This window comes from Streptomyces sp. NBC_01669, assembly GCF_026339735.1.
Classification (GTDB): domain Bacteria; phylum Actinomycetota; class Actinomycetes; order Streptomycetales; family Streptomycetaceae; genus Streptomyces; species Streptomyces yanii.
The window spans coordinates 2,423,760-2,445,799 of record NZ_JAPEQG010000001.1 but is presented as its reverse complement, the minus strand read 5'-3'; the positions used below and the strand labels follow the sequence as shown (position 1 = coordinate 2,445,799).

At 71.2% G+C, this 22,040-nt stretch carries 18 protein-coding genes; 7 read left to right on the top strand and 11 right to left on the bottom strand.

All coding sequences use genetic code 11. The features are described 5' to 3' along the window. Window positions 1-1,032, top strand: a complete 1,032-nt coding sequence (locus OG972_RS10710; RefSeq protein WP_266980467.1) for a helix-turn-helix domain-containing protein — start codon at window positions 1-3, stop codon at window positions 1,030-1,032. Between the two features lie 63 nt (window positions 1,033-1,095). Here the strand turns inward: OG972_RS10710 and OG972_RS10705 are convergent, their stop codons facing one another. The 4 genes from OG972_RS10705 to OG972_RS10690 form a co-directional block, all read right to left on the bottom strand. Continuing rightward, window positions 1,096-1,830 carry a YoaK family protein gene (locus OG972_RS10705; protein ID WP_266980465.1) on the bottom strand — a complete coding sequence of 245 codons (735 nt, stop codon included), beginning with the start codon at window positions 1,828-1,830 and terminating at the stop codon, window positions 1,096-1,098. Continuing rightward, on the bottom strand, window positions 1,811-2,335 hold the full coding sequence (locus OG972_RS10700; RefSeq protein WP_266980463.1) for a DoxX family protein: 525 nt from the start codon (window positions 2,333-2,335) through the stop codon (window positions 1,811-1,813). The genes OG972_RS10705 and OG972_RS10700 overlap by 20 nt, the downstream gene beginning before the upstream one ends. A gap of 48 nt (window positions 2,336-2,383) precedes the next feature. Then, entirely contained in the window at window positions 2,384-3,046 is a 663-nt protein-coding gene (locus OG972_RS10695) for a hydrolase (protein ID WP_266980461.1), read from the bottom strand. 132 nt (window positions 3,047-3,178) lie between these two features. After that, a complete protein-coding gene (locus tag OG972_RS10690; RefSeq protein WP_266990396.1) occupies window positions 3,179-5,059 on the bottom strand; it encodes an amidohydrolase in 1,881 nt (626 codons plus the stop codon). 615 nt (window positions 5,060-5,674) lie between these two features. Between OG972_RS10690 and OG972_RS10685 the strand changes: the two genes are divergently transcribed. Both OG972_RS10685 and OG972_RS10680 read left to right on the top strand, forming a co-directional pair. Further along, window positions 5,675-6,646: an alpha/beta hydrolase gene (locus OG972_RS10685; RefSeq protein ID WP_266980459.1), complete on the top strand. Its 972-nt coding sequence runs from the start codon at window positions 5,675-5,677 to the stop codon at window positions 6,644-6,646. 58 nt (window positions 6,647-6,704) lie between these two features. Further along, window positions 6,705-7,427, top strand: a complete 723-nt coding sequence (locus tag OG972_RS10680) for an alpha/beta fold hydrolase (RefSeq protein WP_266980457.1) — start codon at window positions 6,705-6,707, stop codon at window positions 7,425-7,427. 109 nt (window positions 7,428-7,536) lie between these two features. Here OG972_RS10680 and OG972_RS10675 read toward each other — a convergent pair whose 3' ends face one another. After that, entirely contained in the window at window positions 7,537-8,664 is a 1,128-nt protein-coding gene (locus tag OG972_RS10675) for a low temperature requirement protein A (protein WP_266980455.1), read from the bottom strand. A gap of 50 nt (window positions 8,665-8,714) precedes the next feature. Then, entirely contained in the window at window positions 8,715-10,082 is a 1,368-nt protein-coding gene (locus OG972_RS10670) for an NAD(P)/FAD-dependent oxidoreductase (RefSeq protein ID WP_266980453.1), read from the bottom strand. 237 nt (window positions 10,083-10,319) lie between these two features. Here OG972_RS10670 and OG972_RS10665 point away from each other — a divergent pair, with 237 nt between their 5' ends. Both OG972_RS10665 and OG972_RS10660 read left to right on the top strand, forming a co-directional pair. Beyond that, the gene (locus OG972_RS10665; RefSeq protein ID WP_266980451.1) at window positions 10,320-10,898 is read left to right on the top strand and encodes a Dps family protein; all 579 of its coding nucleotides are present in this window, start codon (window positions 10,320-10,322) and stop codon (window positions 10,896-10,898) included. A gap of 207 nt (window positions 10,899-11,105) precedes the next feature. Further along, window positions 11,106-12,110, top strand: a complete 1,005-nt coding sequence (locus tag OG972_RS10660) for an adenosine kinase (RefSeq protein ID WP_266980449.1) — start codon at window positions 11,106-11,108, stop codon at window positions 12,108-12,110. Here the strand turns inward: OG972_RS10660 and OG972_RS10655 are convergent. Beyond that, window positions 12,038-13,474 carry a helix-turn-helix transcriptional regulator gene (locus OG972_RS10655; RefSeq protein ID WP_266980447.1) on the bottom strand — a complete coding sequence of 479 codons (1,437 nt, stop codon included), beginning with the start codon at window positions 13,472-13,474 and terminating at the stop codon, window positions 12,038-12,040. The genes OG972_RS10660 and OG972_RS10655 overlap by 73 nt on opposite strands. Window positions 13,475-13,966: 492 nt before the next feature. Between OG972_RS10655 and OG972_RS10650 the strand changes: the two genes are divergently transcribed. Further along, window positions 13,967-16,204, top strand: a complete 2,238-nt coding sequence (locus OG972_RS10650; protein ID WP_266980445.1) for a SpoIIE family protein phosphatase — start codon at window positions 13,967-13,969, stop codon at window positions 16,202-16,204. 36 nt (window positions 16,205-16,240) lie between these two features. Here the strand turns inward: OG972_RS10650 and OG972_RS10645 are convergent, their stop codons facing one another. The 4 genes from OG972_RS10645 to OG972_RS10630 form a co-directional block, all read right to left on the bottom strand. Beyond that, the gene (locus OG972_RS10645) at window positions 16,241-16,513 is read right to left on the bottom strand and encodes an HPr family phosphocarrier protein (protein ID WP_266980443.1); all 273 of its coding nucleotides are present in this window, start codon (window positions 16,511-16,513) and stop codon (window positions 16,241-16,243) included. A 40-nt stretch (window positions 16,514-16,553) separates the two neighbouring features. Further along, window positions 16,554-18,551 (bottom strand): fructose-specific PTS transporter subunit EIIC, encoded by a 1,998-nt coding sequence (locus tag OG972_RS10640; protein WP_266980441.1) that lies wholly within the window; start codon window positions 18,549-18,551, stop codon window positions 16,554-16,556. 85 nt (window positions 18,552-18,636) lie between these two features. After that, a complete protein-coding gene (gene pfkB, locus OG972_RS10635) occupies window positions 18,637-19,584 on the bottom strand; it encodes a 1-phosphofructokinase (RefSeq protein ID WP_266980439.1) in 948 nt (315 codons plus the stop codon). After that, window positions 19,581-20,342 carry a DeoR/GlpR family DNA-binding transcription regulator gene (locus tag OG972_RS10630; RefSeq protein ID WP_266990394.1) on the bottom strand — a complete coding sequence of 254 codons (762 nt, stop codon included), beginning with the start codon at window positions 20,340-20,342 and terminating at the stop codon, window positions 19,581-19,583. The genes pfkB and OG972_RS10630 overlap by 4 nt, the downstream gene beginning before the upstream one ends. 899 nt (window positions 20,343-21,241) lie before the next feature. On the opposite strand from OG972_RS10630, the gene OG972_RS10625 reads away from it, so the two are divergent. After that, the gene (locus OG972_RS10625; protein WP_266980437.1) at window positions 21,242-21,781 is read left to right on the top strand and encodes a hypothetical protein; all 540 of its coding nucleotides are present in this window, start codon (window positions 21,242-21,244) and stop codon (window positions 21,779-21,781) included. Window positions 21,782-22,040 lie beyond the last annotated feature (259 nt).

Sequence of the window (22,040 nt, the reverse complement as noted above, 5' to 3'; positions counted from 1 at the left end):
ATGCCGGTCCGAACGCCGCTGACGGACGGTGTGCCGCCGATGGACCTGTCCACGGAGACCGTCGGGCCCGCGGACAGGGTCCCGGCCTGGAAGCGGGCCCTTTCGCGGACCTACGTCGATCTGGACCTGGTCGTCCGGGAGGACCCGCGGTCCTGGAAGGGGTCCCTCAGGGCGGACCGGCTGGGATCGCTTCAGGTCGCCACCGAGGAGTCGGACCCCGTGAAGGTCCTTCGGACCCCGGAGGGCGCGGCGGCGGACGGCCGCGCGTACATGTTCGCCCGCGTCCAGCTGGAGGGTCCGGCGCTGCTGTCCCAGGACGGTCGCGCCGCGCAGCTGCACCCGGGAGCCCTGGCCTTCTACGACGCGAGCCGACCGTTCACCCTTGTCCTGCCGGAGCCGCACCGGGCCCGTGTCCTGATGGTTCCCCGCGCGATGCTGAGGCTGGACGAGGCGGAGATGCGCCGGGTCACTGCGAGGGCCGTCGGCGACACGGCCGGCCGGCCGTCAGAACTGATTCTGCCGCTCCTGTCCGGGCTGGTGGGGGAGATCGGCTCCGCCGCGCCCCAGGTACGCGAGCGACTCGCGCGCACCGTTACGGGTCTGCTCTCCACCCTGGCCGAAAACCTGGTGGACACGGACGGGCGGCCCGGGGCCGAGGCGGGGCCGGCCACGGTGCTGGACCGGATCAAGACCTCCGTCGAGTCCCGCCTCGGCGAGCCCGAGCTGTCTCCCCGGATGCTCGCCGACGAGCACCACATCTCCCTGCGCTACCTGCACAAGCTTTTCCACGCGCAGGGCACCACGGTCAGCGGCTGGGTACGCCAACGGCGACTCGATGCGTGCAGGGCCGAACTGGCCCGTCCCGGCGCGGCCGACCTGGCGATCTCGGCCGTGGCCGCCCGCTGGGGTTTCATCAGCCCGGCCCACTTCAGCCGTGCCTTCCGCCAGGCCTACGGGGTGTCCCCGACCCAGTGGCGTGCGAGCGCCGGCACGCAGCAGCGGCGAACGGCCGACCGGGCCCGTTCGGTCTGAGCCGTACGACCGGAGAAGAGAGCGGGCTCCGCACCACGATCCGGGTGCGGGGCCCGCGCCCCTTCACGACTGCGGCCTGGTCCAGGCGGCGCTCGAGGCCGAGAGGCGATGCCCGGCCACGGAGGTCGCCGTGAGCAGCACCAGCACCAGGCCCAGGGTGGGGGTGAGTCCGGCGTACCGCAGGAGCACGGCACCGGCGAGGGCGCCGAGGAACATGGCGAGGACGGACAGGATCCGCCGACCGGGCCGGGGCACCGGCCCGGCAGAGGCGGAGTCCGCGGCCAGTCCCGTCAGGGTGAGGGTCAGGACGGTCGTGGTCATGTCGGGGACGCCGAGGCGCCGGGCGACCGCGTTCTGCAGCCCCATGGCGAGGCCGAGAAGCACGATCAGGGTGTACTCGACCGCGGTGGTCACCTTGCCGTGCGAGACCACCGTCGCGACGACGGCCGCGGTCACGAGCACCGCCTGCAGCGCTGTGGCCGAGGTCAGCAGCCGCCCGCGGTGTGCCGCGAACCGGGTGCCGAATCGCCCTCCCGCCAGTGCGCCGACGAGGAAGGAGGCCAATGAGACGATGGAGGCGAGCGCGGACAGGCCCTCGGCACCCGCGAGGGCGAATCCCAGGAACACCACGTTCCCGGTCATGTTGGCGACGAAGACGTGCCCGAGCCCCAGATAGCTGACGGCGTCGACCAGGCCGGTCACCACCGTCATCATCAGCATGAGCGGCGGCAACGGGCCGTGCCTGTCCCCCGTGGGCGGAGCCAGCGTGCCGGCCACGTCAGTCAGCAGCTTGCGCATATCGAGTTGTTCCTTCCTTGACCGCGGGACGATGCAGCACCACACGGGTGAGCAGTCCGCTCACCGGACCGGCCACGATGGCCACGACCGGGACCCACAGGGGCCAGGGGGTCAGCCCGAGGGCGTGGTCGGCCGACCAGCGGCCGGGGCCGGTGAGCGCCAGGACCACGGAGGCGACGACGAGGACCATCGGGTACTCGTAGCCGTCGTTCTGGACCCAGAGCCCGTTGTGCCGTTTGACGGTGCCGGCGACCGTCATCACCCCCATGGCGGCCATCGCCGCCGCGGGTGTGAGCAGACCGGCTGCCAGGAACAGGCCGGCACCGATCTGGCTGCCGCCCGCGGCGAGCGCGGTGAGCCGGCCGCCCCGGAAGCCGTCGTGGCGGAACTCCTCGGTTCCGCCCGCCAAGCCGTGGCCGCCCAGCCGGAAACTGATCTTCTGCACTCCGTGTGCGGCGATGAGGAGACCCACCACCAGCCGGAGGATCAACAGTCCGGTGTCCATTGCGTTCCTGCCTGTTCCTGACGTTCCGTCGATGCGAGGATGAAGGGGTCAGCCGGCGGCGTGCGCGCCGATGACGGCCTGCGCGTAGACGACCCCGAGGCCGTAGGCACCGGCGTGCTCCTTCACGACCTCCGTGACGGGGGCGTACGTCTCCGTACGCGCCCAGTCCCGCTGAAGCTCCAGCAGGACCTGCACCCAGGTCACCGGAATCGCGCCGCCCTGGACCATGCGCTGGATGGCGTGCTCGTGCGCCTGCGGGCTGACCCCACCGGACGCGTCCGTGACGACATAGACCTCGTAACCCTGGGAGAGGGCGGACAGCGTGGGAAGCACGACGCAGACCTCGGTCCACAGGCCGGCGATGACGATCTTCTTGCGGCCGGTCGCCTTGACGGCTTCGACGAAGGGGACGTCCTCCCAGGCGTTCATCGAGGTGCGGTCGATGATCTTCTGGTCCGGGAAGACCGCAGCGAGTTGCGGCAGGATCGGGCCCGAGAACGACTCGGCGGCCACGGTGCTCAGCACGACGGGCACATCGAAGACCTTGGCGGCCTTCGCCAGGCCCACGGTCGAGTTGATGATCGCGGTCCGGTCGCCGCTGGCGGCGGCGAAGAACATCTGCGGCTGGTGGTCCACGAACAGCACCGCGCAGTTGTCGGGGGTCAGCAGGTCGGGGCTGGGGACCGCGGTGACCTCGGAGATGTCGACCATGAGAGAGCCTTTCCATGAGAAATGTGATCGCGGACAGGCGTCCGCTGCTGAGAACAACCGTCCGCAGGACGGCGCGAGGTGGGGGGTGGTGTCCCGGGAGGGGCGGCTCGTGACCGGGCCTCTCCCGGGAGATCAGAGCGAGAAGCAGGGGTCGAAGACCGTGCTCTCGGTATCCGCGGCCAGGCCTCGACGGGCGCGCCACTGCCGGTGCTGCTCCGACTCCGCGACGGCCTGGCCGAGCAACTCGGCCTGGCGGGCGCCCGACGGGCCGATACGCGGCGTGGCCTGGTAGCCGCCGAAGTGCGCGACCGGGCTCCACTCGGGGCTGACCGGCGGCAGTTCCTCGTCGAGGCCCTCGTACTCGGCGGCGGCGTAGACGATCCGGCCGCCGACGACCGTCAGCAGGGACTCGATGTGCGCGATGTCCGGCTCGGGCACGGCAAAGTAGTCCTCGGACAGGACCGCGAGGTCGCCGAGACAGCCCGGGCGCAGGACGCCCTTGACGCCCTCCTCGCCGGTCAGCGCGGCACCGGCTTCGGTGAACATCGACAGCGCCGTCCGCCGGTCGACACGGTTGTGCGGCGGGCGGACGACCAGGTCGCCGACGGTGCGGCCGCTGACCAGCCAGTGCAGGGCGACCCACGGGTTGTAGGTCGAGACCCGGGTGGCGTCGGTGCCGGCGCCGACGGTCAGGCCGCGCTCCAGCATGGCCCGGATCGGAGGGGCGTCCGCGGCGGCACCGGGGCCGTAGCGGCGAACGAACGCCTCCCCCTGGAACGACAGCCGGTTCTGCACGGACATGGCGCCGCCGAGGGCGGCGATGCGATCGAGGCTGTCCGCGGAGACGGTCTCCGCGTGGTCGAAAAGCCACCGGTTTCCGGCCGGGAAGAGTCCGTCCGCGGCAAGCTTCTCGAATATTGCAAGATCGCGTCGGATGGTGTCGTCGTACGTGGCGTGCAGCCGGAATCCCCAGCCGTTCTCCATGAGCAGGCGCACGGCCTTCTCAAATTCTGCCTCATAGCCGGGGGCGAGTTCCGGGCGCGGCTGGGCGAAGTTCTCGAAATCTGCCGCCGCCCAAGTGAGATTCTCACCCGCACCGTTGAGGCGAAGCCATTCGTCCCCGTCCTCGGGGCGGGCCATTTCGATCCAGCGGGCGAGGTCGTCGATTTCTTGTCCGGCGGTCTGCGGGAAAAGGTGATACGCGATGCGCAGCGACAACTCGCCGGCCTGGGCCAGTTCGACGACCGTGCTGTAGTTGTCGGGGAAATTCTGGAATCCCCCCGCAGCGTCGATCGCCGACGTGAGCCCGAACCTGTTCAGTTCCCGCAGGAAATGGCGGGTGGAGGTCTTCTTGTCCTCACCATCCAGCACCGGGGCCTTGGCCAGAGTCGAGTAGAGGATCAGGGCGCTCGGCGCGGCCAGCAACATGCCCGTGGGCTCACCGTCCCGGCCCCGTACGATCTGGCCACCCTTCGGGTCCAGGGTGTCCCTGGTGTATCCGGAGGCCTTGAGCGCCGCGCGGTTGAGCACCGCCGACTGGTACAGGTGCAGAACGAACACCGGGGTGTCCGGCGCGGCGCCGTTCAGCTCGGCGACGGTCGGCAGCCGCCGTTCGGCGAACTGCTCGGCCGACCAACCCCCCACCACCCGCACCCACTGGCCCTTGGGCGTGCGGGCCGCCTGCTCACGCAGCATCGCCAGACCCTGTCGCAGCGTGGGGACGCCGTCCCAGCGCAGCTCCAGCACGTAGTTGAGCCCGCCCCGGATGACGTGCAGGTGGGAGTCGTTGAGGCCGGGGACCACCCGGCGGCCGAGGGCGTCGACCACCCTTGTGGCCGGGCCGACATGGGGAGCCACGTCCTTGTCGTCGCCGACGACCGTGATGACGCCGTCCCGGACGGCGATCGCCTCGGCCTGCGGCCGGACCGGGTCTCCGGTGTGAATCTTCGCGTTGCGAACCACGAGGTCCGCGGCGTTGTCGGTGGCGCTGGGAACCAGCCCACCGACCGGCATCGTGGACACCTTTCGACAACCTCCTGCGGGATGAAACAGCGTCGATTTCCGTCTGCATCGACGTCCGACTTCGGCGGCAGCGGCGGGCGGGAGAGAGCCGGGGGTACACCACATCACTGCGCCCACGTTCCATCAGGCCGAATTCCCGGTGGGCTTTCCGCTCCATGCGCAAGCCCGAACCCCGGCAGACCGCAACTGCTCTGCCGGCAGGCTATTTCGAGCCGAAGCACCTGTGTGTCCCGGCAGTGCACTGGAGGCGTTCCGGGAGTGCACTGCCTCGCTGAGGCCTGTCCCGTAATCCCCGGCGGGCGCACGACGACAGCTGCGGCACCTCGCTGCGTTGTCGGAACGCCCGAATACACCCAGTACGAGGACGCCCCTCCGCCTTGCGATGCACCCCATCTGACGCCGCGCGCTGATCCACCAGGGACTACGGGACAGCCTTTGGAGGAGCTCAGACGTGCACTTCGAGGCCGGCTCCGGTGCGTTGGTGGTCAATCTCCGCCGTCCTCAGGGTTTTAGCGTGGTGATGGACGGCCCCGCAGATCTATATGTCCGGCCCGCATTCGCCTCGCCGGATAGACCGGCGGATCACATGAAACTCAGGAGACTCACATGTCCGACGTCGTGGAGCCGGTCCAGCCGGTGCTGGAGCCGGCGGCAGCCGCGTTCGCCGAGGCGACCGCCAATCCGCCCTACCTCTTCGACCTGCCGCCCGCCGAGGGGCGCAAGGCGGTCGACGAGGTGCAGTCCGGCGAGATCGACAAGCCGCAGATCGACGAGGAGTGGATCACTGTCCCGGGCGGTCCGACGGGCAGTGTCCGCGCGCGCATCGTCAGGCCCGCCGGCGTGGAGGGGTCCCTGCCGGTGATCCTCTACATCCACGGCGCCGGCTGGGTGTTCGGCAACGCGCACACCCACGACCGCCTGGTGCGCGAACTCGCCGTCGGCGCCAACGCCGCCGTGGTCTTCCCCGAGTACGACCTCTCCCCGGAGGTTCGCTACCCGGTCGCCATCGAGCAGAACTACGTGGTCGCCCGATGGGTCGTCCAGCAGGGTACGTCCAAGGGCCTCGACGGCACCCGGCTGGCCGTTGCCGGCGACTCCGTCGGCGGCAACATGACCGCCGCACTGACGCTGATGGCCAAGGAGCGCGGCGACGTACCGCTGGTCCAGCAGGTTCTCTTCTACCCGGTCACCGACGCGAACTTCGACACCGGCTCCTACCACCAGTTCGCCACGGGCTACTTCCTGCGCCGCGACGGCATGCAGTGGTTCTGGGACCAGTACACCACCGACGAGGCCGAACGCGCCCAGATCACCGCATCCCCGCTGCGGGCCACCACCGAGCAGCTCACCGGGCTGCCGCCGGCCCTGGTCATCACCGGCGAGGCCGACGTACTGCGCGACGAGGGCGAGGCCTACGCCAACAAGCTCCGCGAGGCCGGCGTCCCCGTCACTGCCGTCCGCTTCCAGGGCATCATCCACGACTTCGTCATGCTCAACGCCCTGCGCGAGACCCACGCCGCCCAGGCCGCCATCACGTTGGCCAGCAGCGCCCTGCGCACCGCGCTCCACGCCGGCTGACACCGCGCTCCATGCTCATTTCCGAAAACCACCCGACAACAAGGAGACCAACCCAAGCATGACCACAAACCCGACCCCCACAGCCGTTCTCGTGCACGGAGCCTTCGCGGACGCCGCCAGCTGGACCGGGGTCATCGCGGAGCTTCAGAACCACGGCATTCCCGTGGTCGCGCCGCCGAACCCGCTGCGCGGCCTGGTGTCCGACGCCGCGTACATCGCTTCCGTGGCTGCTCAGATCGACGGTCCGGTAGTGCTTGTCGGCCACTCCTACGGCGGTGCGCTCATCTCTGTGGCAGGCACCGTGGAGAACGTCGTCGGGCTGGTCTACATCGCGGCCTATGTCACCGAAGAGGGCGAGAGCCTCGGCGAGTTGCAGGGCCGCTTCCCGCTCTCGCCGCTCGTCAGCAACCTGAAGGAGATGACGTACCCCGTGGAGGGCGCTGAGCCTGCGGTCGAGGTCACCATCAAGGCCGAGGCGTTCGGGGACATCTTTGCCGCCGACGTCCCGGCCGCCGTCACCAAGGTCCTGGCGGTGACGCAGCGTCCGCTGGCCGCCTCGGCGTTCACGGAGACTGCCTCGGCCGCCGCGTGGAAGACCAAGCCCTCCTGGGCCCTCGTCGCCGGCGCGGACCAGGCGATCAACCCCGAGGTCGAGCGCTTCGGCGCGAAGCGGGCCGGGGCGACGATCGTCGAGATCGAGGGCGCCTCGCACGCCGTGGCCGTGTCCCGGCCCGAGGAGGTCGCCGAACTGATCCGCGATGCGGTACGCGCGACGAGCTGACGAGGCGGCAGGCGGCGCAGACGGGCCGCGCGGCCGAACTCTCCGTACGGGGAGTTCGGCCGCGCGGCCTTCGGTCTTGGCGCAGCGTGAGATCCCGCTGCTGGCTTCTTCACCGGCGCGGCACCGTGACCACCACGACCAGGGCCGCCAGCAGCGCGCCGGCAGCGAGGGCAGGGGCCGGGGAGCAAGCGGCCAGCAGGATGCCGACCGCGGCGACGGGATACGGAATCCACTCCGCCGCGGTTTTTTGGTGGGGCCGCAGATGTACAGCCCAGACGGTGATCAGGAAGACGGCCGCGGGGACGGTGACCACCGCGCCGGCGGCCAACGGCGAGGCGTCCGTGCGACGCGTGACGTGATCGGCGTACGCGGCCAGGCCGGCTCCCTCGGCGGTCGCCGAAGCGAAGATCAGGTAGTGGCCGTAGGCCCAGATGAATCTCCTGCGATGGGCCCGGTGCGTCGTAGCGAGCAGGGTGTGCGCGGGTCTGGCGAAGTACAGCCACCACATGGCGTAGGCCATGAACAGGCCACCGGCCGCCACCGCGTACAGCGAACCGGTGCCTTGGTGGCGGTCGAAGGCGCCCCGGACGGCGACGGTGGCCGCCGCGACGGACTCCCCGAGGACGATCAGGGTGAAGAGTTCGTAGCGCTCGGCAATGTGGCGCGGATGCCATGGGGTCATCCCGGCGGACTGCGCCCACACCGGGACGGAGACCTCGGCGACGATCATCACGACCATGCCGGGCAGCCGCGCCGAGGCCGGGAGACCGAGCAGTCCTACCCACCCGATCTGACACAGCGACACTCCAACGGCGAAACGCAGAGTGGTCGGCCGCCGAGCGGGGTCGGACCACGCGGCACGCAGCCACAGGGCGGCCAGCGCCGTGCGCAGCACGACGTATCCGGCCGTGATGACCCGCAGATCGCCCTCCTCGAACGCGCTGTGAACACCGGCGGCGAGCACGAGCGACCCGGTGATCTGGACCAACACCGTCAGCCGGTACAGGAGGTCGTCCGGGTCGTAGGCGGATGCGAACCAGGTGAAGTTCATCCACGCCCACCAGATGGTGAAGAAGATCAGCGCGAAGCGCAGGACACCGGTGGCGTACTCCCCATCGGTCAGCGCCTCGTGCAGACTCCCGGACGCCTGCGCCACCGCGATGACGAAGCACAGGTCGAAGAGGAGTTCCAGCGGGGTGGCGGACCTGTGCGGCTCGCCGGGGTCGCGGCCCGGCATGGTGCGCCATCGCCTGGGTGCCGGGTCGGTGTGAGCGATCGGTGGGCGGTTCAGCGGAGGGCTCCGAGCGCGGCCTCCACCGTCCGGTGGAAGGTGGGATACGTGTACATCATGTGCTGGAGGCGGTCGACGGGTATTTCGGCGTGGACGGCCACGTTCAGCCCGTAGAGCACCTCTCCTCCCGCCGGCCCCGCCGACGTCGCGCCGACCAGTACGCCGCGGTCGGTGTCCTCGACGAGCTTGATGAACCCCTCATTGCCGGGCCCGTGGATCCACCCCCGCGTGGAGGAGGAAAGGGGCAGCACGCTGGTGCGCACCCGCAGTCCCTGTTCCCATGCCTGACGCTCCGTCAGCCCTACGGCGCCGATCTCCGGATCGGTGAAGGTGACACGGGGCAGCGCCCGGTAGTCGGCGTCGGGACCGGGCCGGCGGAGTATGTCCCGAACCGCGATCTCGGCCTGGTACATCGACACGTGGGTGAAGGCACCCCGGCCGGTGATGTCACCAACCGCCCACAGCCCGTCCCCGGCCCGCATCTGCCCGTCCGTGTGCACGACTCCTGCGGTCGGATCGAGCCCCACCGAGTCGACCGCCAGTGGAGCAAGGTCGGCGTGACGCCCGGCGGCGACCAGCAGTCTCTCGGCACGCAGCGGCTCCCCGCCCCCTTCCAGCCGTATGGTGAACGCCGTGCCGTCATGGGCGACCTGCCGCACCCGAGCGCCTGTCAGGACGGTGACCCCGTCCGCCCGCAGAGCCTGCGCCGCCAGCTCCCCCGCCTCCGGCTCCTCCTGTGCCAGCAGCCGTTCCTGCCCCTCGAGCACCGTGACCACGCACGTGAAGCGGGCGAAGACCTGCGCGAGTTCGACGCCGATGGCGCCTCCGCCGAGCACGACCATCGACTCCGGCAGCTCTTTGGCCGCCACGGCATCCCGGTTGGTCCAGTACGGCGTTCCCTCGAGGCCTGGCACCGGGGGGATCCGTGGCTTCGTGCCGGTGGCCAGCACGACACCGCGCCGGGCTTCGAAGGTACGGTCGCCGACCGCCACCCGGCGCGGCCCTGTGAGGCGACCTGTTCCCCGGACGAGTCGACCGCCCTTGGCCGCGAGCCGGTCGACCGCCACCTGGTCGTTCCAGTCGTCGGTCGCCTCGTTGCGAATACGCCCGGCGACGCGGCCCCAGTCCGGAGTCACGACCACCTCACCGGCGAGAGCGGGGATCCGGCCCGCCTCGGCGAGCAGATTCCCGGCCCGGATCATCATCTTGCTGGGCACGCACGCCCAGTACGGACACTCGCCGCCGACGAGTTCCGCCTCGACCCCCACCACGTCGAGTCCGGCCCCGGCCAGCGTGCCCGCGACGTACTCGCCGCCCGGCCCCAGCCCGACGACCACCACATCCACCTGCTCGTTCGTACTCATGTCTCTCCTCGCTCCCCGGCTCACCGGGCGTGGGTTGCCTGGCCGAGGCTAGGGCGGCAGGGCAACCGTCCATGCCTGCCAGCGCACGGGGTCTTGCCCGAGAGCGAACGTCTCGCACATGCGACGGACACAGTGCGCTGGCAGGTATCACCACATGCGCTACCGGTCAATGCGCCCTGCGGCAGGGCACCTAGCGTCACTCGGGTACGCACAGCACGGCATCGCAGGAGGCGGACCATGACCAGCAGTTCCAAGCCTTTGAGCAGCAGCCAGCCGTGGCTGCACCAGAAGGGCGAGGTGATCCAGGAATTCGGCACCGTCAAGCAGTTCCCGATCGGGTTGTCCTACGAGGCGCGGATGTACTCCTGCCAGCGCCTGAACAAGGTCTTGGCGGACACCCAGATCCTCTACGGCCTCTACAAGAAGCATCACTGGCTGATGCGCGGCGCGACCTTCTACCAACTGCACCTGGTCCTGGACAAGCACGCGGGGGAGCAGCTCGAACTCGTCGACACCATCGCCGAACGCGTCCAGTCCCTGGGCGGCGTCGCGGTGGGCGACCCCAGGCACGTAGCGGAGATCACGTCGATCCCGCGTCCTCCGGACGGCGTGGAGCAGGTGCCGGCCATGCTGTCACGGCTCCTTGAGGCCCATGAGGCCATTCTCATCGACGCCCACGCCGCCGCTGCCCGGACGGCCGAGCTGGGGGACGACGGCTCCAACGACCTGCTCGTCTCCCAGGTGATCCGCACCGGCGAGCTCCAGGCATGGTTCCTGGCCGAGCACCTGGTCGACACGCCACTGGTCCGCGCCTGAGGGAACGGAAGCGACGGCGGGGCGGCTGCACCCGGCCCCCCGCACCGGGCCCGGGACGGTCTGGTGACCCGGCCGCCGCGGCCGGGTCCGCGGGCGAGGAGCAAATGCTTGCGGGAAGATTCTGCAACGTCTTGCGGTCGTGGTGGCTGCCCTGCTTGACTCGCCTGCCGACAGCCACAGTTGCCGGTCGGCCGGAGAGGAACACCCATGAGCGCCGAGACCGATGTCCTCGTCCTGGGAGGCGCGGGCGTCGACACGATCGTGTACGTGCCGGAGCTGCCCCTCCCGTACGCCGACAGCTACATGATCCGCCCCGGGATCGAGACGCGGGCGGGGCAGACCGGGGACTTCGTCGCGTTGGGGGTGAGCGCCCTGGGCCTGCGCGCCCATCACCTCGACATGATCGGCGACGACCACGCAGGTGACCTGATCCGGGCCCTGCACCGCGACCGTGGCATCGCACTCACCGAGGTCCCGCTGCCCGGCGGTACCAAGCGCGCCGTCAATCTCGTCGGCCCCGACGGGCGACGGCTGTCCCTGTACGACGACAGCCGGTCGCAGGAGGGGGACAGGCTGCCCGAGGCGACGGTCCGGTCCCTGGCCACGGCGAGCCGTCATGCCCATGTCTCGATCACCTATCCGTGCGCCTTCGCTCTTCCCGTGCTGCGGGAGGCCGGAGTGACGATCTCGACCGACCTGCACAACTGGGACGGCGTCAACCCCTACCACGAGCCGTTCGCCCACGAGGCGGACCTCGTCTTCGTCTCCGCCGTCGCCCTGGCCGACCCGGAGCGGACCATGCGACGGGTCGCCGAGCGGGGACGGGCCCAGGTGGTCGTTGCCACGGCCGGAGCCGAGGGCGCCTATCTGCTGGCCGACGGCGAGGTGACCCGGATTCCGGCCGTCACGCCCCCGGGGCCGGTGGTGGACTCCAACGGCGCCGGTGACGCCTTCGTGTCCGGCTTCCTCCTCGGTTGGCTGGCCGGCGAACCGCCGCGGCGGTGCGGCCTCTACGGTGCGGTGGCCGGAGCCCACGCCTGCACGGTGGAGTCGACGCGAACCGACCCGATCGGCCGTGACGAACTCCTCGCCCGTGTCGCGGAGTCGGAGAGTGAGAAACGGGGCCACGGCCGGGACCGTCAGTCCCAGGGTGTCTCCGGCGGGCGGGCCGGAGCCGGGCCGAGGGTGGTGGTGCCCGGACTGGAGCGGTGACCGAGACCGGTGCGGTAGGCGTCCATGGCCGCTTCGGTGCGGCCCTCGCTGCGCAGCAGGTCGCCCAGGAGCCGGCAGATGTCGGCGAGGTCGCCCGCCGCTCCGGCGCGTTCGAGCAGGGAGAGCGCGGTGACATAGTGCTCCTCGGCGGCCTCGGCGTCACCGGATTCCTCGGCGATCAGGCCGAGCAGTCGATGGGCCCCGCCCGCGTGGACCGCGCCGCGGTCGGGGTGGAGACCGCCGAGCAGGTCGCGCAACAGGGCCGCGGCCTCGTCGGCCTTGCCACGGCGGCGAAGTACGTCGGCGAGTTCCACCTCGACCTGGGAGGTGTAGAGGGCGGCGCGCTTGGAGATCAGCATGGAGTGCGCGGTGCGCAGTTCGCTCTCCGCCTTCTCCAGGTCGTCGTGCTGGGCGTGGACGTAGCCGCGCATCCAGTGGCAGTGGGCGAGTTCGGTGCGCATCTGCAGTTGCTGGTAGAGCTCGGCCGCCTTGGCGAGTGCGGCATCGGCGGCTGCTGCCCGGCCTTCCGCGATGAGGGTGCGGGCCACCGAGCGGTGCATGGAGGCGATCAGCGCGGGATCGGAGACCTGCGGAGCCAGCGCCAGGGCCAGGTCGGCGGCCTGCGCGGCGCGTGCGTGCGCTCCCAGGTCCATGTAGGGCGCGATGGAGGCGGTGTAGAGCTGGAGCAGGGCGCCGGGGTCCTGCAGGCCCGAGGTGTTCAGTTCGTCGAGGGCGCTTTCCAGCAGGTAGCAGGAATAGCGGAGTTCGCCTGCGAGGAAATGGGCGACCGCCCGGCCGCGTACCGCTCGGGCCCGCTCGGGCAGGGGTGCGTCGGCGAGTTGCTGCTCGGCGGCCTCGAAGTGGGCACGCGCCTCGGCGAGTTCGCCCGTCTCCAGCGCGCATTCACCCAGCCCGGTGAGGGCAGTGGCCTGTTCGGTCCGGAGGCCGTACTCCTCGGCCCGGGCGAGCAGCCGCTCGTAGTCCACGGCCGCATCGGCCGCGTCTCCGGTGGCCAGGATCCGCTGCGCGTCGGCCAGGCGAAGCCGGAGCGCGGTGGCGAGATGGCTGGGGCGCCCGGTGGCGAGCTCCTCGTACGAGACGTCGAGCCGCTCGGCGAGGTGGCGCAGCGCCGCCTCGGAGGGCCGGACCTTTCCGGCCTCCAGGGTGGAGATGTACGCGGCCGTGTAGGAGGGCTCGGCCAGCTGGCGCTGGGTCAGCTCGCGCTCCTTGCGGAGCCGCTTCACCCGTTCACCGATCACGAGAGGGGCGTCCTGGCCCACCGGGCGGTCAGGCCGCTCCGGCACGCCGTGCGCGGGGGTTCCCGCTGCCTCGTCGGCCGCGGCTGCCCGGCCGGTTCCTGACATCGTGCCTGCTCCTCCGCTGTCGGCTGCTCGGTACGGGTGAACGTCCCACGCGGCAGCAAGGACGGATGTGTGCACGGATTGTTTCCCATGGCCGGATTCTTCGGTGGGATGTGCAAGCGCAACCTTACGACCTGGTGCACGATAGCGAGCGGGCTCCCTATCGCGCACCAGGTCGTTGTTCATCGGTGGCCGCCCCCTGCCAGGGAGCTCCTCTTAATACGGGATTCAAGGGCCCGTTTAATACGGGATTCAAGGGCCCGTCCGGCCCGCTTCCGGCCTGCCGGGCGGCGCGACGGGCATACGGCGGGATCCCGGAGTTCGATGCGGCGACCGCGACCTGTCCGCCCGGCCCTCCACGCACCGGTGGGGACACCGAATGGCGTCGCGCGGGCGCGTACCTCGGGGATTGCGCCCATACTGAAATGGCTACGGCGCGTATCGCCGAGCAGCCGGGCAGCCCCCACCTGTCGCCGACGCACTGGGGTGGATCTCATGGACTCCCCATCCTCCGCGGCACGCCCCGACGGGTCGGCCGGGCGCCCGACGACGTCCCGTGACCGCGCCATCGCCGCGGCCCTGCGCCGCCTGAATCGCCATGTCGACTTCAGCACCTGCACCGCCTATCTGCTGACGGAGGACGACCGGGCGCTGGTGGCCGCGATGATGGTCGACACCACCATGAGTTTCACGGTGCCCTCGGGCATTGCGGCGGACGACAGCAACTTCTCCGCGGCGCGAGCGCATCAGTCGGGGAGGGTGGTGGTGTTCGAGAACTCGGAGCTGCGGGAGCTGACCCGTCGGGTTCCCGCGCTCTTCCTCACCAACCCCTACCCGATGATGGTCGCCTCCGCGCCGGTACGGACCGACCGGCACCGGTTCGGTGCCGTGACCATGCGGTGGGTGCCGCCGAGGCCGGTCGCCGACGAGACGCTGGACTACCTCCGGGTTGTCGCGGACGACCTGGCTGTCGAGCTGCAGGACCTCGCACAGCAGGGCGTGTCGATGAAGGCTCCGGACCTCCCGCTGTTCATTTCCGCGCTGCCGCACGGCAACGCCCCCACGGAAAGGAGTGGGGGAGCGGAGTCGCCGATCGTCCCCGTGCCGACCAGCAGCATGTTCCTCTACCAGCTGCAACGGCTCGCCGCCGAACTCACGGCCGCGGTGCACGTCCGGGACGTAATCGCCGCTGCCGAATCCCAAGTGGTGCGACCCTTCGGCGGCCGGGCGGTGATGCTGTGCCTCGCCCAGCAGGGGCGGCTGCATGTGATCGGCGCCTCGGGGTTCTCACGCGAGGCGGTTCACCGGGTGGAGGGGACGCTGCTGTCCCGCCGCACCCCGGAGACGGACACGATCCGCTCGCTCGAGATCCGGTCGTTCCGGTCCGCCGAGGCACTGCGGGACGCCTATCCGGATGGCGACCCCGACCCGGAGGTCCAGGCCCGCGCCTACCTCCCCCTCGTCTCCAACGGTCGGGCCATGGGCTGCTGCGTCCTGGAATTCCCGGAACCCGCGCGCCCCATCGCGCCTGAGGAGCTCGCCGTCCTGGCGATCATGCTGGAGCAGGTGGGTCAGTCGCTGGAGCGGGCCCGCTCGTACGAGATCGAGCACGCGCTCACCCAGACCCTGCAGCGCAGTCTGCTGCCCCGCAGCCTCCCCCATCTGACCGAGGCGGTCGCCACGGCCCGCTATCTCCCGGCGACCGAGGGGGCGGAGGTGGGCGGCGACTGGTACGACATCGTGCCGCTGCCCGGCGGCGGAATCGGCCTGGTCATCGGTGACGTGGAGGGCCACAGCCTGGAGGCGGTGGCGGTCATGGGGCAGCTGCGCAGCGGCGTCCGGGCGTACGCCACCGAGGGACACGACCCGGCCACCGTGCTCGAACGGAGCAACCGGCTCCTGTCCGGGCTGGACACGGATCTGTACGCCACCTGCTGCTGCGTCTGGCTCGATCTGTCGACCGGGACCGCCGCCACGGCGACCGCGGGCCACCCGAGTCCGCTCCTCGTCGGCGTGGGAGGGCGGAGCATCACCGGACCGCTGCCCGTCGGACCTCCGCTGGGCGTCGACCCACTGGCGCGGTACGAGCAGAGCGATGCGCAGCTGGAGCCGGGCTCGGTACTGGCACTGTTCACCGACGGCCTGCTGGACGCGCGACTCCTCGGATCGGACGCGGCGATGGCGAAGCTCGGCCGGGTGCTCGCCGACCACAGCGGAGACAACCTGGAGGTACTCGCCGACCGTATCGTCGCGGACCGCCGCGAGTGGCGGGTGCTCGCCGACGACGCGGCTCTGCTGCTGGTGCGGTACGAGGGAGCGCAGCCCCAGGGCCACCGGCGGACGGCGCGGATGTCGGTACAGCGACACCACCTGCAGGGAGTCGCCCAGGTCAGAGTGTTCCTGCGGGACCTGCTGCGCCAGTGGGACAGGGCTCAGCTGCAGGAAACCCTGGAACTGGTGACGACCGAGGTGGTCACCAACGCACTGATCCACGCCGACAGCGAAGTGGAACTGAGGCTGCGGGAGTACCCGGACCGCATCCGCGTCGAGGTCCGCGACAGCGACCCGCATCCGCCTGTCCCCACGGCGATCGTCGCGGAGGAGGAGACCAATCAGGAGGCCGAGTCCGGGCGCGGACTGCTGATCGTCGACGCGCTCGCCGGTGACTGGGGAAGCTCGCCCGCGGGGCGCGGCAAGACCACCTGGTTCGAGATCGGCCTGCGGGCTGAATGACGAGGGGCTGCCGCGCCGTCCGGCGGCGTTGCGGCTTTACGGTGTCGCGTCGAGGTCGCGGGCGAGGAGCGTGGCCAGTTCCTCGATCGCGGCTTCCGCACCCTCGCCGTCCGCGGCCAGCACCATCGAGTCGCCGTGCTGGGCCCCGAGGGCGAGAACCGAGAGCAGGCTCCGGGCGTCGACCGGGCTCTGGCCGTCCCGGCCGATGGTCACCCTGACCGGCTGCCGGGTGGCTGCCTGGACGAACAAGGAGGCCGGACGGGCGTGGAGTCCGCTGCGGGAGCCGACGGCGACGGTGCGCTGGTGCATGGTGATCTCTCTTCCGTGTGGTGGTGGGAGGCGGAGTCCGTCAGGCGGCGACGGATATCTGGGGTTCGCCGGTCGCCGGGGCGGGCGTCGGCGCGGTCCTGCGCATCCCCTTGAGGAGGACGACCAGGGTGGTCGCGACCGCCGTACCGACGGCGATGGCCAGCAGGTAGAGGAACGGGCTGCCGATGAGCGGCACCACGAAGATGCCACCGTGCGGGGCGCGGAGTGTGCAGCCGAAGGCCATCGACAGTCCACCGGTGACCGCGCCGCCGACCATGGCCGACGGGATCACCCGCAGGGGGTCGGCCGCCGCGAACGGGATCGCGCCCTCGCTGATGAAGGACGCGCCCAGCACCCAGGCCGCCCGGCCGTTCTCCCGCTCGGTCCTGCTGAACAGGCTGCCGCGCACGGTCGTCGCGAGGGCCATGGCCAGCGGCGGCACCATGCCGGCCGCCATGACCGCGGCCATCACCTTGAGGCTGCCGGGCGTCGGGTCGGCCAGGCCGCCGACCGCGAAGGCGTACGCGACCTTGTTGAGCGGACCGCCCATGTCGAAGCACATCATCAGGCCGAGGACGACGCCCAGGATGATCGCGTTCGATCCGGAGAGCCCGTTGAGGCCGTCGGTCAGGGCCCGTTGCAGCGAGGCGATCGGCTTGCCGACGACGATGAACATCAGGAAGCCGACGACGGTCGAGGCGACCAGGGGGATCACCAGCACCGGCATGATGCCGCGCAGCGTGGGATGGACCTTCACCCGTTGGATCGCCATCACCACCGCACCGGCCAGCAGACCCGCGGCGAGACCGCCGAGGAAGCCCGCGTTGATGGTGAGGGCGATGGCACCGCCGACGAAACCGGGGACGAGCGCGGGCCGGTCCGCCATGCCGTACGCGATGTATCCGGCCAGCACCGGCACGAGGAAGGCGAATGCTGCGGTGCCGATCTGGTTGAGCAGAGCGGCCCAGCTGGCGGTCTCTCCCCAGACGAAGTGGTCGGCGACGGACTTGGCGTTGGCGATCTCGTAGCCGCCGATGGCGAACGACAGCGCGATGAGAAGGCCACCGGCGGCGACGAACGGCACCATGTAACTGACGCCGGACATCAGATAGGTCCGCAGCCGGATCCCGAAGTGCGCGTGGTCGCCGCCGGACGGGGTGCCGTCGTCCTGCGGGCCGGTGCCGTCCGAGACAGTGCTGATCTCGCCGCGCGCTGCCTTCTGCCGGGCTTCGGCGATCAGCTCGGCGGGCCGGTTGATCCCCGCCTTGACCCCGGTGTCGACGAGAGGTTTGCCGTCGAACCGCGCCTTCTCGCGCACCTCGACGTCGTGGGACCAGATGACCGCGTCGGCGGCGGCGATGACCGCGGGGTCCAGCCGCTCGAAGCCGGCCGAGCCCTGCGTCTCGACGGTGAGTTCCACGCCTTCGGCGCGGGCGGCGGCCTCCAGGGACTGCGCAGCCATGTAGGTGTGGGCGATGCCGGTCGGACATGAGGTGACGGCGACGATCCGGAAGGGTTCGGCGGCGGGGGCGGCCGGGGCGGTTCCTGCGGGCTCCTCGGTCGCCGCAGCATCCGGCGCCGACTCGTCCGCCACGGCCTCTTCGCCGCGGATCAGGGCAGCGGCCGCACCCGCATCGCGCTCCGCGCGCAGTGCGCCTGTGAACTCCGGGTCCATCAGCCGTCGTGCCAGGCTGGAGAGAATGGTGAGGTGGTCGTCGTCCGCCCCGGCCGGAGCCGCGATCAGGAAGATCAGATCGGCGGGGCCGTCCGCAGCGCCGAAGTCGATGCCACGCTCGCTGCGGCCGAACGCGAGGGTCGGCACGGAGACATGCTCGCTGCGGCAGTGCGGGATGCCGATTCCGCCGTCCAGACCGGTCGGCATCTGTGCCTCACGGGCGGCGACGTCTGCGAGGAAGCCGTCGAGGTCGGTGACGCGGCCGGCCGCGACCATCCGCTCGGCGAGCGACCTGGCGGCGTCGTTCTTCGTCTCGGCTGGAAGATCGAGATCGACCAGTGCCGCGGTGATCAGTTCACTCATCGCGGGGCTCCTTGCTCGGGGACCGTCCTGTGGGCGGTGCGGGGGGACGTGGGGCGGTGCGGGGTCGTTCGCGGAAGCGCGGCGGTCACGGCGCCGGCTCCTCCAGGGGGCGGTCCAGGGGGATGTCGGGGGTCGTGGTGACCGCCGACAGGTCGAGATCGGCGGGGGTCGGCATGACGCTGCCGGGGAGCTGTACGGCCGCTGCCCCGTGGGCGACCGCCGCGGCGAGCGCGGCCGGGCCGCTTCCGCCCGCGGAGAGGAAGCCCGCGAGGGAGGCGTCGCCCGCTCCGACGTTGCTGCGGACCGACTCCACCCGGGCGGTGCCGAAGTAGGTGCCCGTGCCGTCGATCAGCAGCTGCCCGTCGGCCCCCAGGCTGGCGAGCACGGCTCGGGCACCGCGCTCACGCAGTTCCTCGGCCGCCTTCACGGCGTCGCCCACCGTGGCCAGCGGGCGGCCGACCGCTTCGGCGAGCTCCTCCGCGTTCGGCTTGATCACATCGGGCCGCTCCCGCAGGGCCGCGGTCAGCGCGGCTCCGGAGGTGTCGAGGGCGATGCGGACCCCGGCGCGGTGACTCCGGGCGACCAGCTCGGCGTACCACTGCGGGGGCAGCCCGCGCGGCAGACTGCCGCAGCAGGCGATCCAGTCCGTGCCCGCCGACCGGATCCGTACCGCTTCCAGGAGGGCCTCCGCCTCGGCGCCGGTGAGCTGCGGACCGACGGCGTTGACCTTGGTGAGTGTCCCGTCGGGCTCGACGAGCGTGACGTTGATACGGGTGCTGGCGACGATCGGGACTCCGGCCGCCTCGATGCCGTGCTCGCCGAGCAGCCGGGTGAGCAGTGCGCCCTCCGGCCCGCCGAGCGGTGCGACGGCGACCGTACGGTGGCCGGCCGCGGCGACCGCGCGCGAGACGTTGATGCCCTTGCCGCCGGGGTCGACACGGTCCGTCGTGGCCCGCAATACGGTGCCGCGGGTGAGCCCGGGCAGCTCGTACGTACGGTCCAGGCTCGGGTTGGGGGTGACGGTGAGGATCATGTACGTACTACTTCCGTGCCCTGGCTCTCGATGGCGAGGGCGTCGTCGGGGCCGAGCCCGGTGTCGGTGATGAGCAGATCGACCTGGGCGAGATCACCGAAGCGCGCGAAGTGTTCCTGGCCGAACTTGGCGGAGTCGGCGAGCAGCACGACCCGCCGGGCGGCGGAGATCATGGCGCGCTTGACGGCGGCCTCGGCCAGGTCCGGCGTGGTGAGACCGCCGTTCGGGGAGAAGCCGTTGGTGGCGAGGAAGACGACGTCCGCGTTGACCTCGCGGTAGGCGTTCAGCGCCCAGGCGTCGACGGCCGCGCGGGTACGGTGCCGGACCCGGCCGCCGACCAGGTGCAGCGCGATGCCCGGGTGGTCGGCGAGCCGGACGGCGACCGGTAGCGCGTGGGTGACCACGGTGAGGTGGGCGTCCAGCGGGATGACCGCGGCCAGCCGGGCGGCCGTGCTGCCCGCGTCGATGATCACGCTGCCGTCGACGGGGAGTTCGCCGAGCGCGGCGGCCGCGATGCGTTCCTTCTCGTCGATGGCCACCGCATCGCGTTCGGCCAGATCGGGCTCGAAGTCGAGTCGCCCGACCGGGATCGCACCGCCGTGGACGCGCCGCAGCAGCCCGGCCCGGTCGAGGGCCTTGAGGTCACGCCGCACGGTCTCGGCGGTGACCTGGAACTCCTCGGCCAGGGACACCACATCGACCCGGCCGCTCTCGCGGGCGAGGCGGAGGATTTCCTGCTGCCGCTCCGGTGCGTACATGTTGTTTTGGGTCCGATCCATGTCCGACTGCGTGGTTTCGCCGTCAGGTTACGGCGGCGAGGCGGCGATGTAAACAGACTCGGGCAAGGAATGGGTGCGAACGGGCATGTGCGGGACCAGGGCGGCCGGAGCGCCTGGCGCAGGATGCTTGCGGTAACGCTGTACACGGCGGTCCCGGCGCCGTCGGCCATGGCGGTGCGCAGCCCGTCGCCGCGCGGCCCCTCGATGCCGGAGCCCGCGACGGCGATCGGGACGGCGAGGCAGACCGCGCCGCCGATCCGCCGGCGCGGCGTAGGCCATGGTGGAGGCGTTGCCCTGCTCCTTGGCGTCGACAGCGGCGGCGGCGACCCGGATCCCCGTCCACGTGATGCCCTGTCCGATGCCGATGCCGAAGGCGATCAGCGCGAGTGCGGCCGGCGACCGCACCGCACCCGACGTCGGTGGAGATCCCGAGCGCCAGAGGTTCCAGCGGCGCCGACGGGCAGCCCCGTGAGCAGCCCGGTCCGGGGCGCGGGGCGGGTGGTCATCCGCTCGCCGACCTGCGCACCCGCGGCGATCGACAGCGACGGCACCAGGAAGGCGGATACGTCCGGAGGGCGGTGAAGTCGTGAACGCTGCGGAAGGGGATGGTCGGGAGGTACGGCAGGACTCCGAAGGCCCCCCTGAGAGGAGGGTGATCGCCATCCCGGCCGCCGGACTGCGGGTTGCGGAACAGGCGCAAGGCATGCCCCTCCCGGGGCGTCGGTCGTATCGATCACCCGGGGCTCCTGGCCGCGGGCGCCGCGGAGGTCCTGCGGACGCCGGTTCCTGCTCCGCCAACTCGGTACGTTCTCGGGTGACTTCACGGCCCGTCCGGCCCTTACTGGTCTCGTACAGGTTCGTCGGCCATACTGCCCGCCGTGGAGCAGCGCATAGATCCGAACACTCAGCCCGCGTACGCCGCAGGGACAGACCCGGCGTACATACCTGGTCTCACGGCCCCCCTCGCCGTCGGGACGCCCGAGGCGGACCAGGAGAAGACCGAGGAGCCGGCGCCCGAGGGTGCCGTCCCTGACGACGCCCTTGCGGAGGGTGCCCCCGAGGGCTCCGCCGCCGATTCAGGCTCGGAGGACGCAAAGGACGGGGAGCAGGAGGAACACGAGAAGGACGAGAAGGGCGAGAACGGGCCCGTATTCGAGGTCAGCGACCGGCGGGGTTCGATCACCGCGGACCGTGACGGCATCCGGTTCCGGCTGGACGACCAGGAGGCCGAGTTCCACTGGGACGAGGTCGGTGCGGTCGAGGTGAAGGTCCCCCGGTTCGGGCGCCGGTTCACCGTCACCGTCCACATGTCGTCCCGCCGCTGGTTCAACGCCGAGGTCGAGGCGGCCGCCAGAAGCAGTCTCAAGGCGTGGGCGGAAGAACTCGACGTGGTGCTTGACGCCTACTTCGAGGAGTAGCCCGGGGCGGTGGCGAAGGGCCGGCCGGAGGCGCGACCGGATCAACCCCGGCGCGGCCCGGGGCGGCGTACCCGGCCAACGGGGCGGATTGCCCCCGGATCCGGTGCGACGTCGCCGAGACGCGGACCTGGGCTGCCCCGTCGTCACGGGCAACACGCCCCGAGTGCTGCAACACGGGTGAGGGACCGACCTCCACGGCCGGCCCCTCACCCGCGATGCGTCCCTACCGGCCGGTGCCGAACCGGGCCATCGGCTCGAT

What these genes read in the sequence shown, in the direction of transcription:
- OG972_RS10700 (WP_266980463.1), bottom strand. Translation starts at nt 2,335, where the DNA reads ATGGACACCGGACTGTTGATCCTCCGGCTGGTGGTGGGTCTCCTCATC.
- OG972_RS10690 (WP_266990396.1), bottom strand. Translation starts at nt 5,059, where the DNA reads ATGCCGGTCGGTGGGCTGGTTCCCAGCGCCACCGACAACGCCGCGGAC.
- OG972_RS10680 (WP_266980457.1), top strand. Translation starts at nt 6,705, where the DNA reads ATGACCACAAACCCGACCCCCACAGCCGTTCTCGTGCACGGAGCCTTC.
- OG972_RS10665 (WP_266980451.1), top strand. Translation starts at nt 10,320, where the DNA reads ATGACCAGCAGTTCCAAGCCTTTGAGCAGCAGCCAGCCGTGGCTGCAC.
- OG972_RS10675 (WP_266980455.1), bottom strand. Translation starts at nt 8,664, where the DNA reads ATGCCGGGCCGCGACCCCGGCGAGCCGCACAGGTCCGCCACCCCGCTG.
- OG972_RS10630 (WP_266990394.1), bottom strand. Translation starts at nt 20,342, where the DNA reads ATGTACGCACCGGAGCGGCAGCAGGAAATCCTCCGCCTCGCCCGCGAG.
- OG972_RS10655 (WP_266980447.1), bottom strand. Translation starts at nt 13,474, where the DNA reads ATGTCAGGAACCGGCCGGGCAGCCGCGGCCGACGAGGCAGCGGGAACC.
- OG972_RS10685 (WP_266980459.1), top strand. Translation starts at nt 5,675, where the DNA reads ATGTCCGACGTCGTGGAGCCGGTCCAGCCGGTGCTGGAGCCGGCGGCA.
- OG972_RS10640 (WP_266980441.1), bottom strand. Translation starts at nt 18,551, where the DNA reads ATGAGTGAACTGATCACCGCGGCACTGGTCGATCTCGATCTTCCAGCC.
- OG972_RS10650 (WP_266980445.1), top strand. Translation starts at nt 13,967, where the DNA reads ATGGACTCCCCATCCTCCGCGGCACGCCCCGACGGGTCGGCCGGGCGC.
- OG972_RS10645 (WP_266980443.1), bottom strand. Translation starts at nt 16,513, where the DNA reads ATGCACCAGCGCACCGTCGCCGTCGGCTCCCGCAGCGGACTCCACGCC.
- OG972_RS10710 (WP_266980467.1), top strand. Translation starts at nt 1, where the DNA reads ATGCCGGTCCGAACGCCGCTGACGGACGGTGTGCCGCCGATGGACCTG.
- pfkB (WP_266980439.1), bottom strand. Translation starts at nt 19,584, where the DNA reads ATGATCCTCACCGTCACCCCCAACCCGAGCCTGGACCGTACGTACGAG.
- OG972_RS10670 (WP_266980453.1), bottom strand. Translation starts at nt 10,082, where the DNA reads ATGAGTACGAACGAGCAGGTGGATGTGGTGGTCGTCGGGCTGGGGCCG.
- OG972_RS10660 (WP_266980449.1), top strand. Translation starts at nt 11,106, where the DNA reads ATGAGCGCCGAGACCGATGTCCTCGTCCTGGGAGGCGCGGGCGTCGAC.
- OG972_RS10695 (WP_266980461.1), bottom strand. Translation starts at nt 3,046, where the DNA reads ATGGTCGACATCTCCGAGGTCACCGCGGTCCCCAGCCCCGACCTGCTG.
- OG972_RS10705 (WP_266980465.1), bottom strand. Translation starts at nt 1,830, where the DNA reads ATGCGCAAGCTGCTGACTGACGTGGCCGGCACGCTGGCTCCGCCCACG.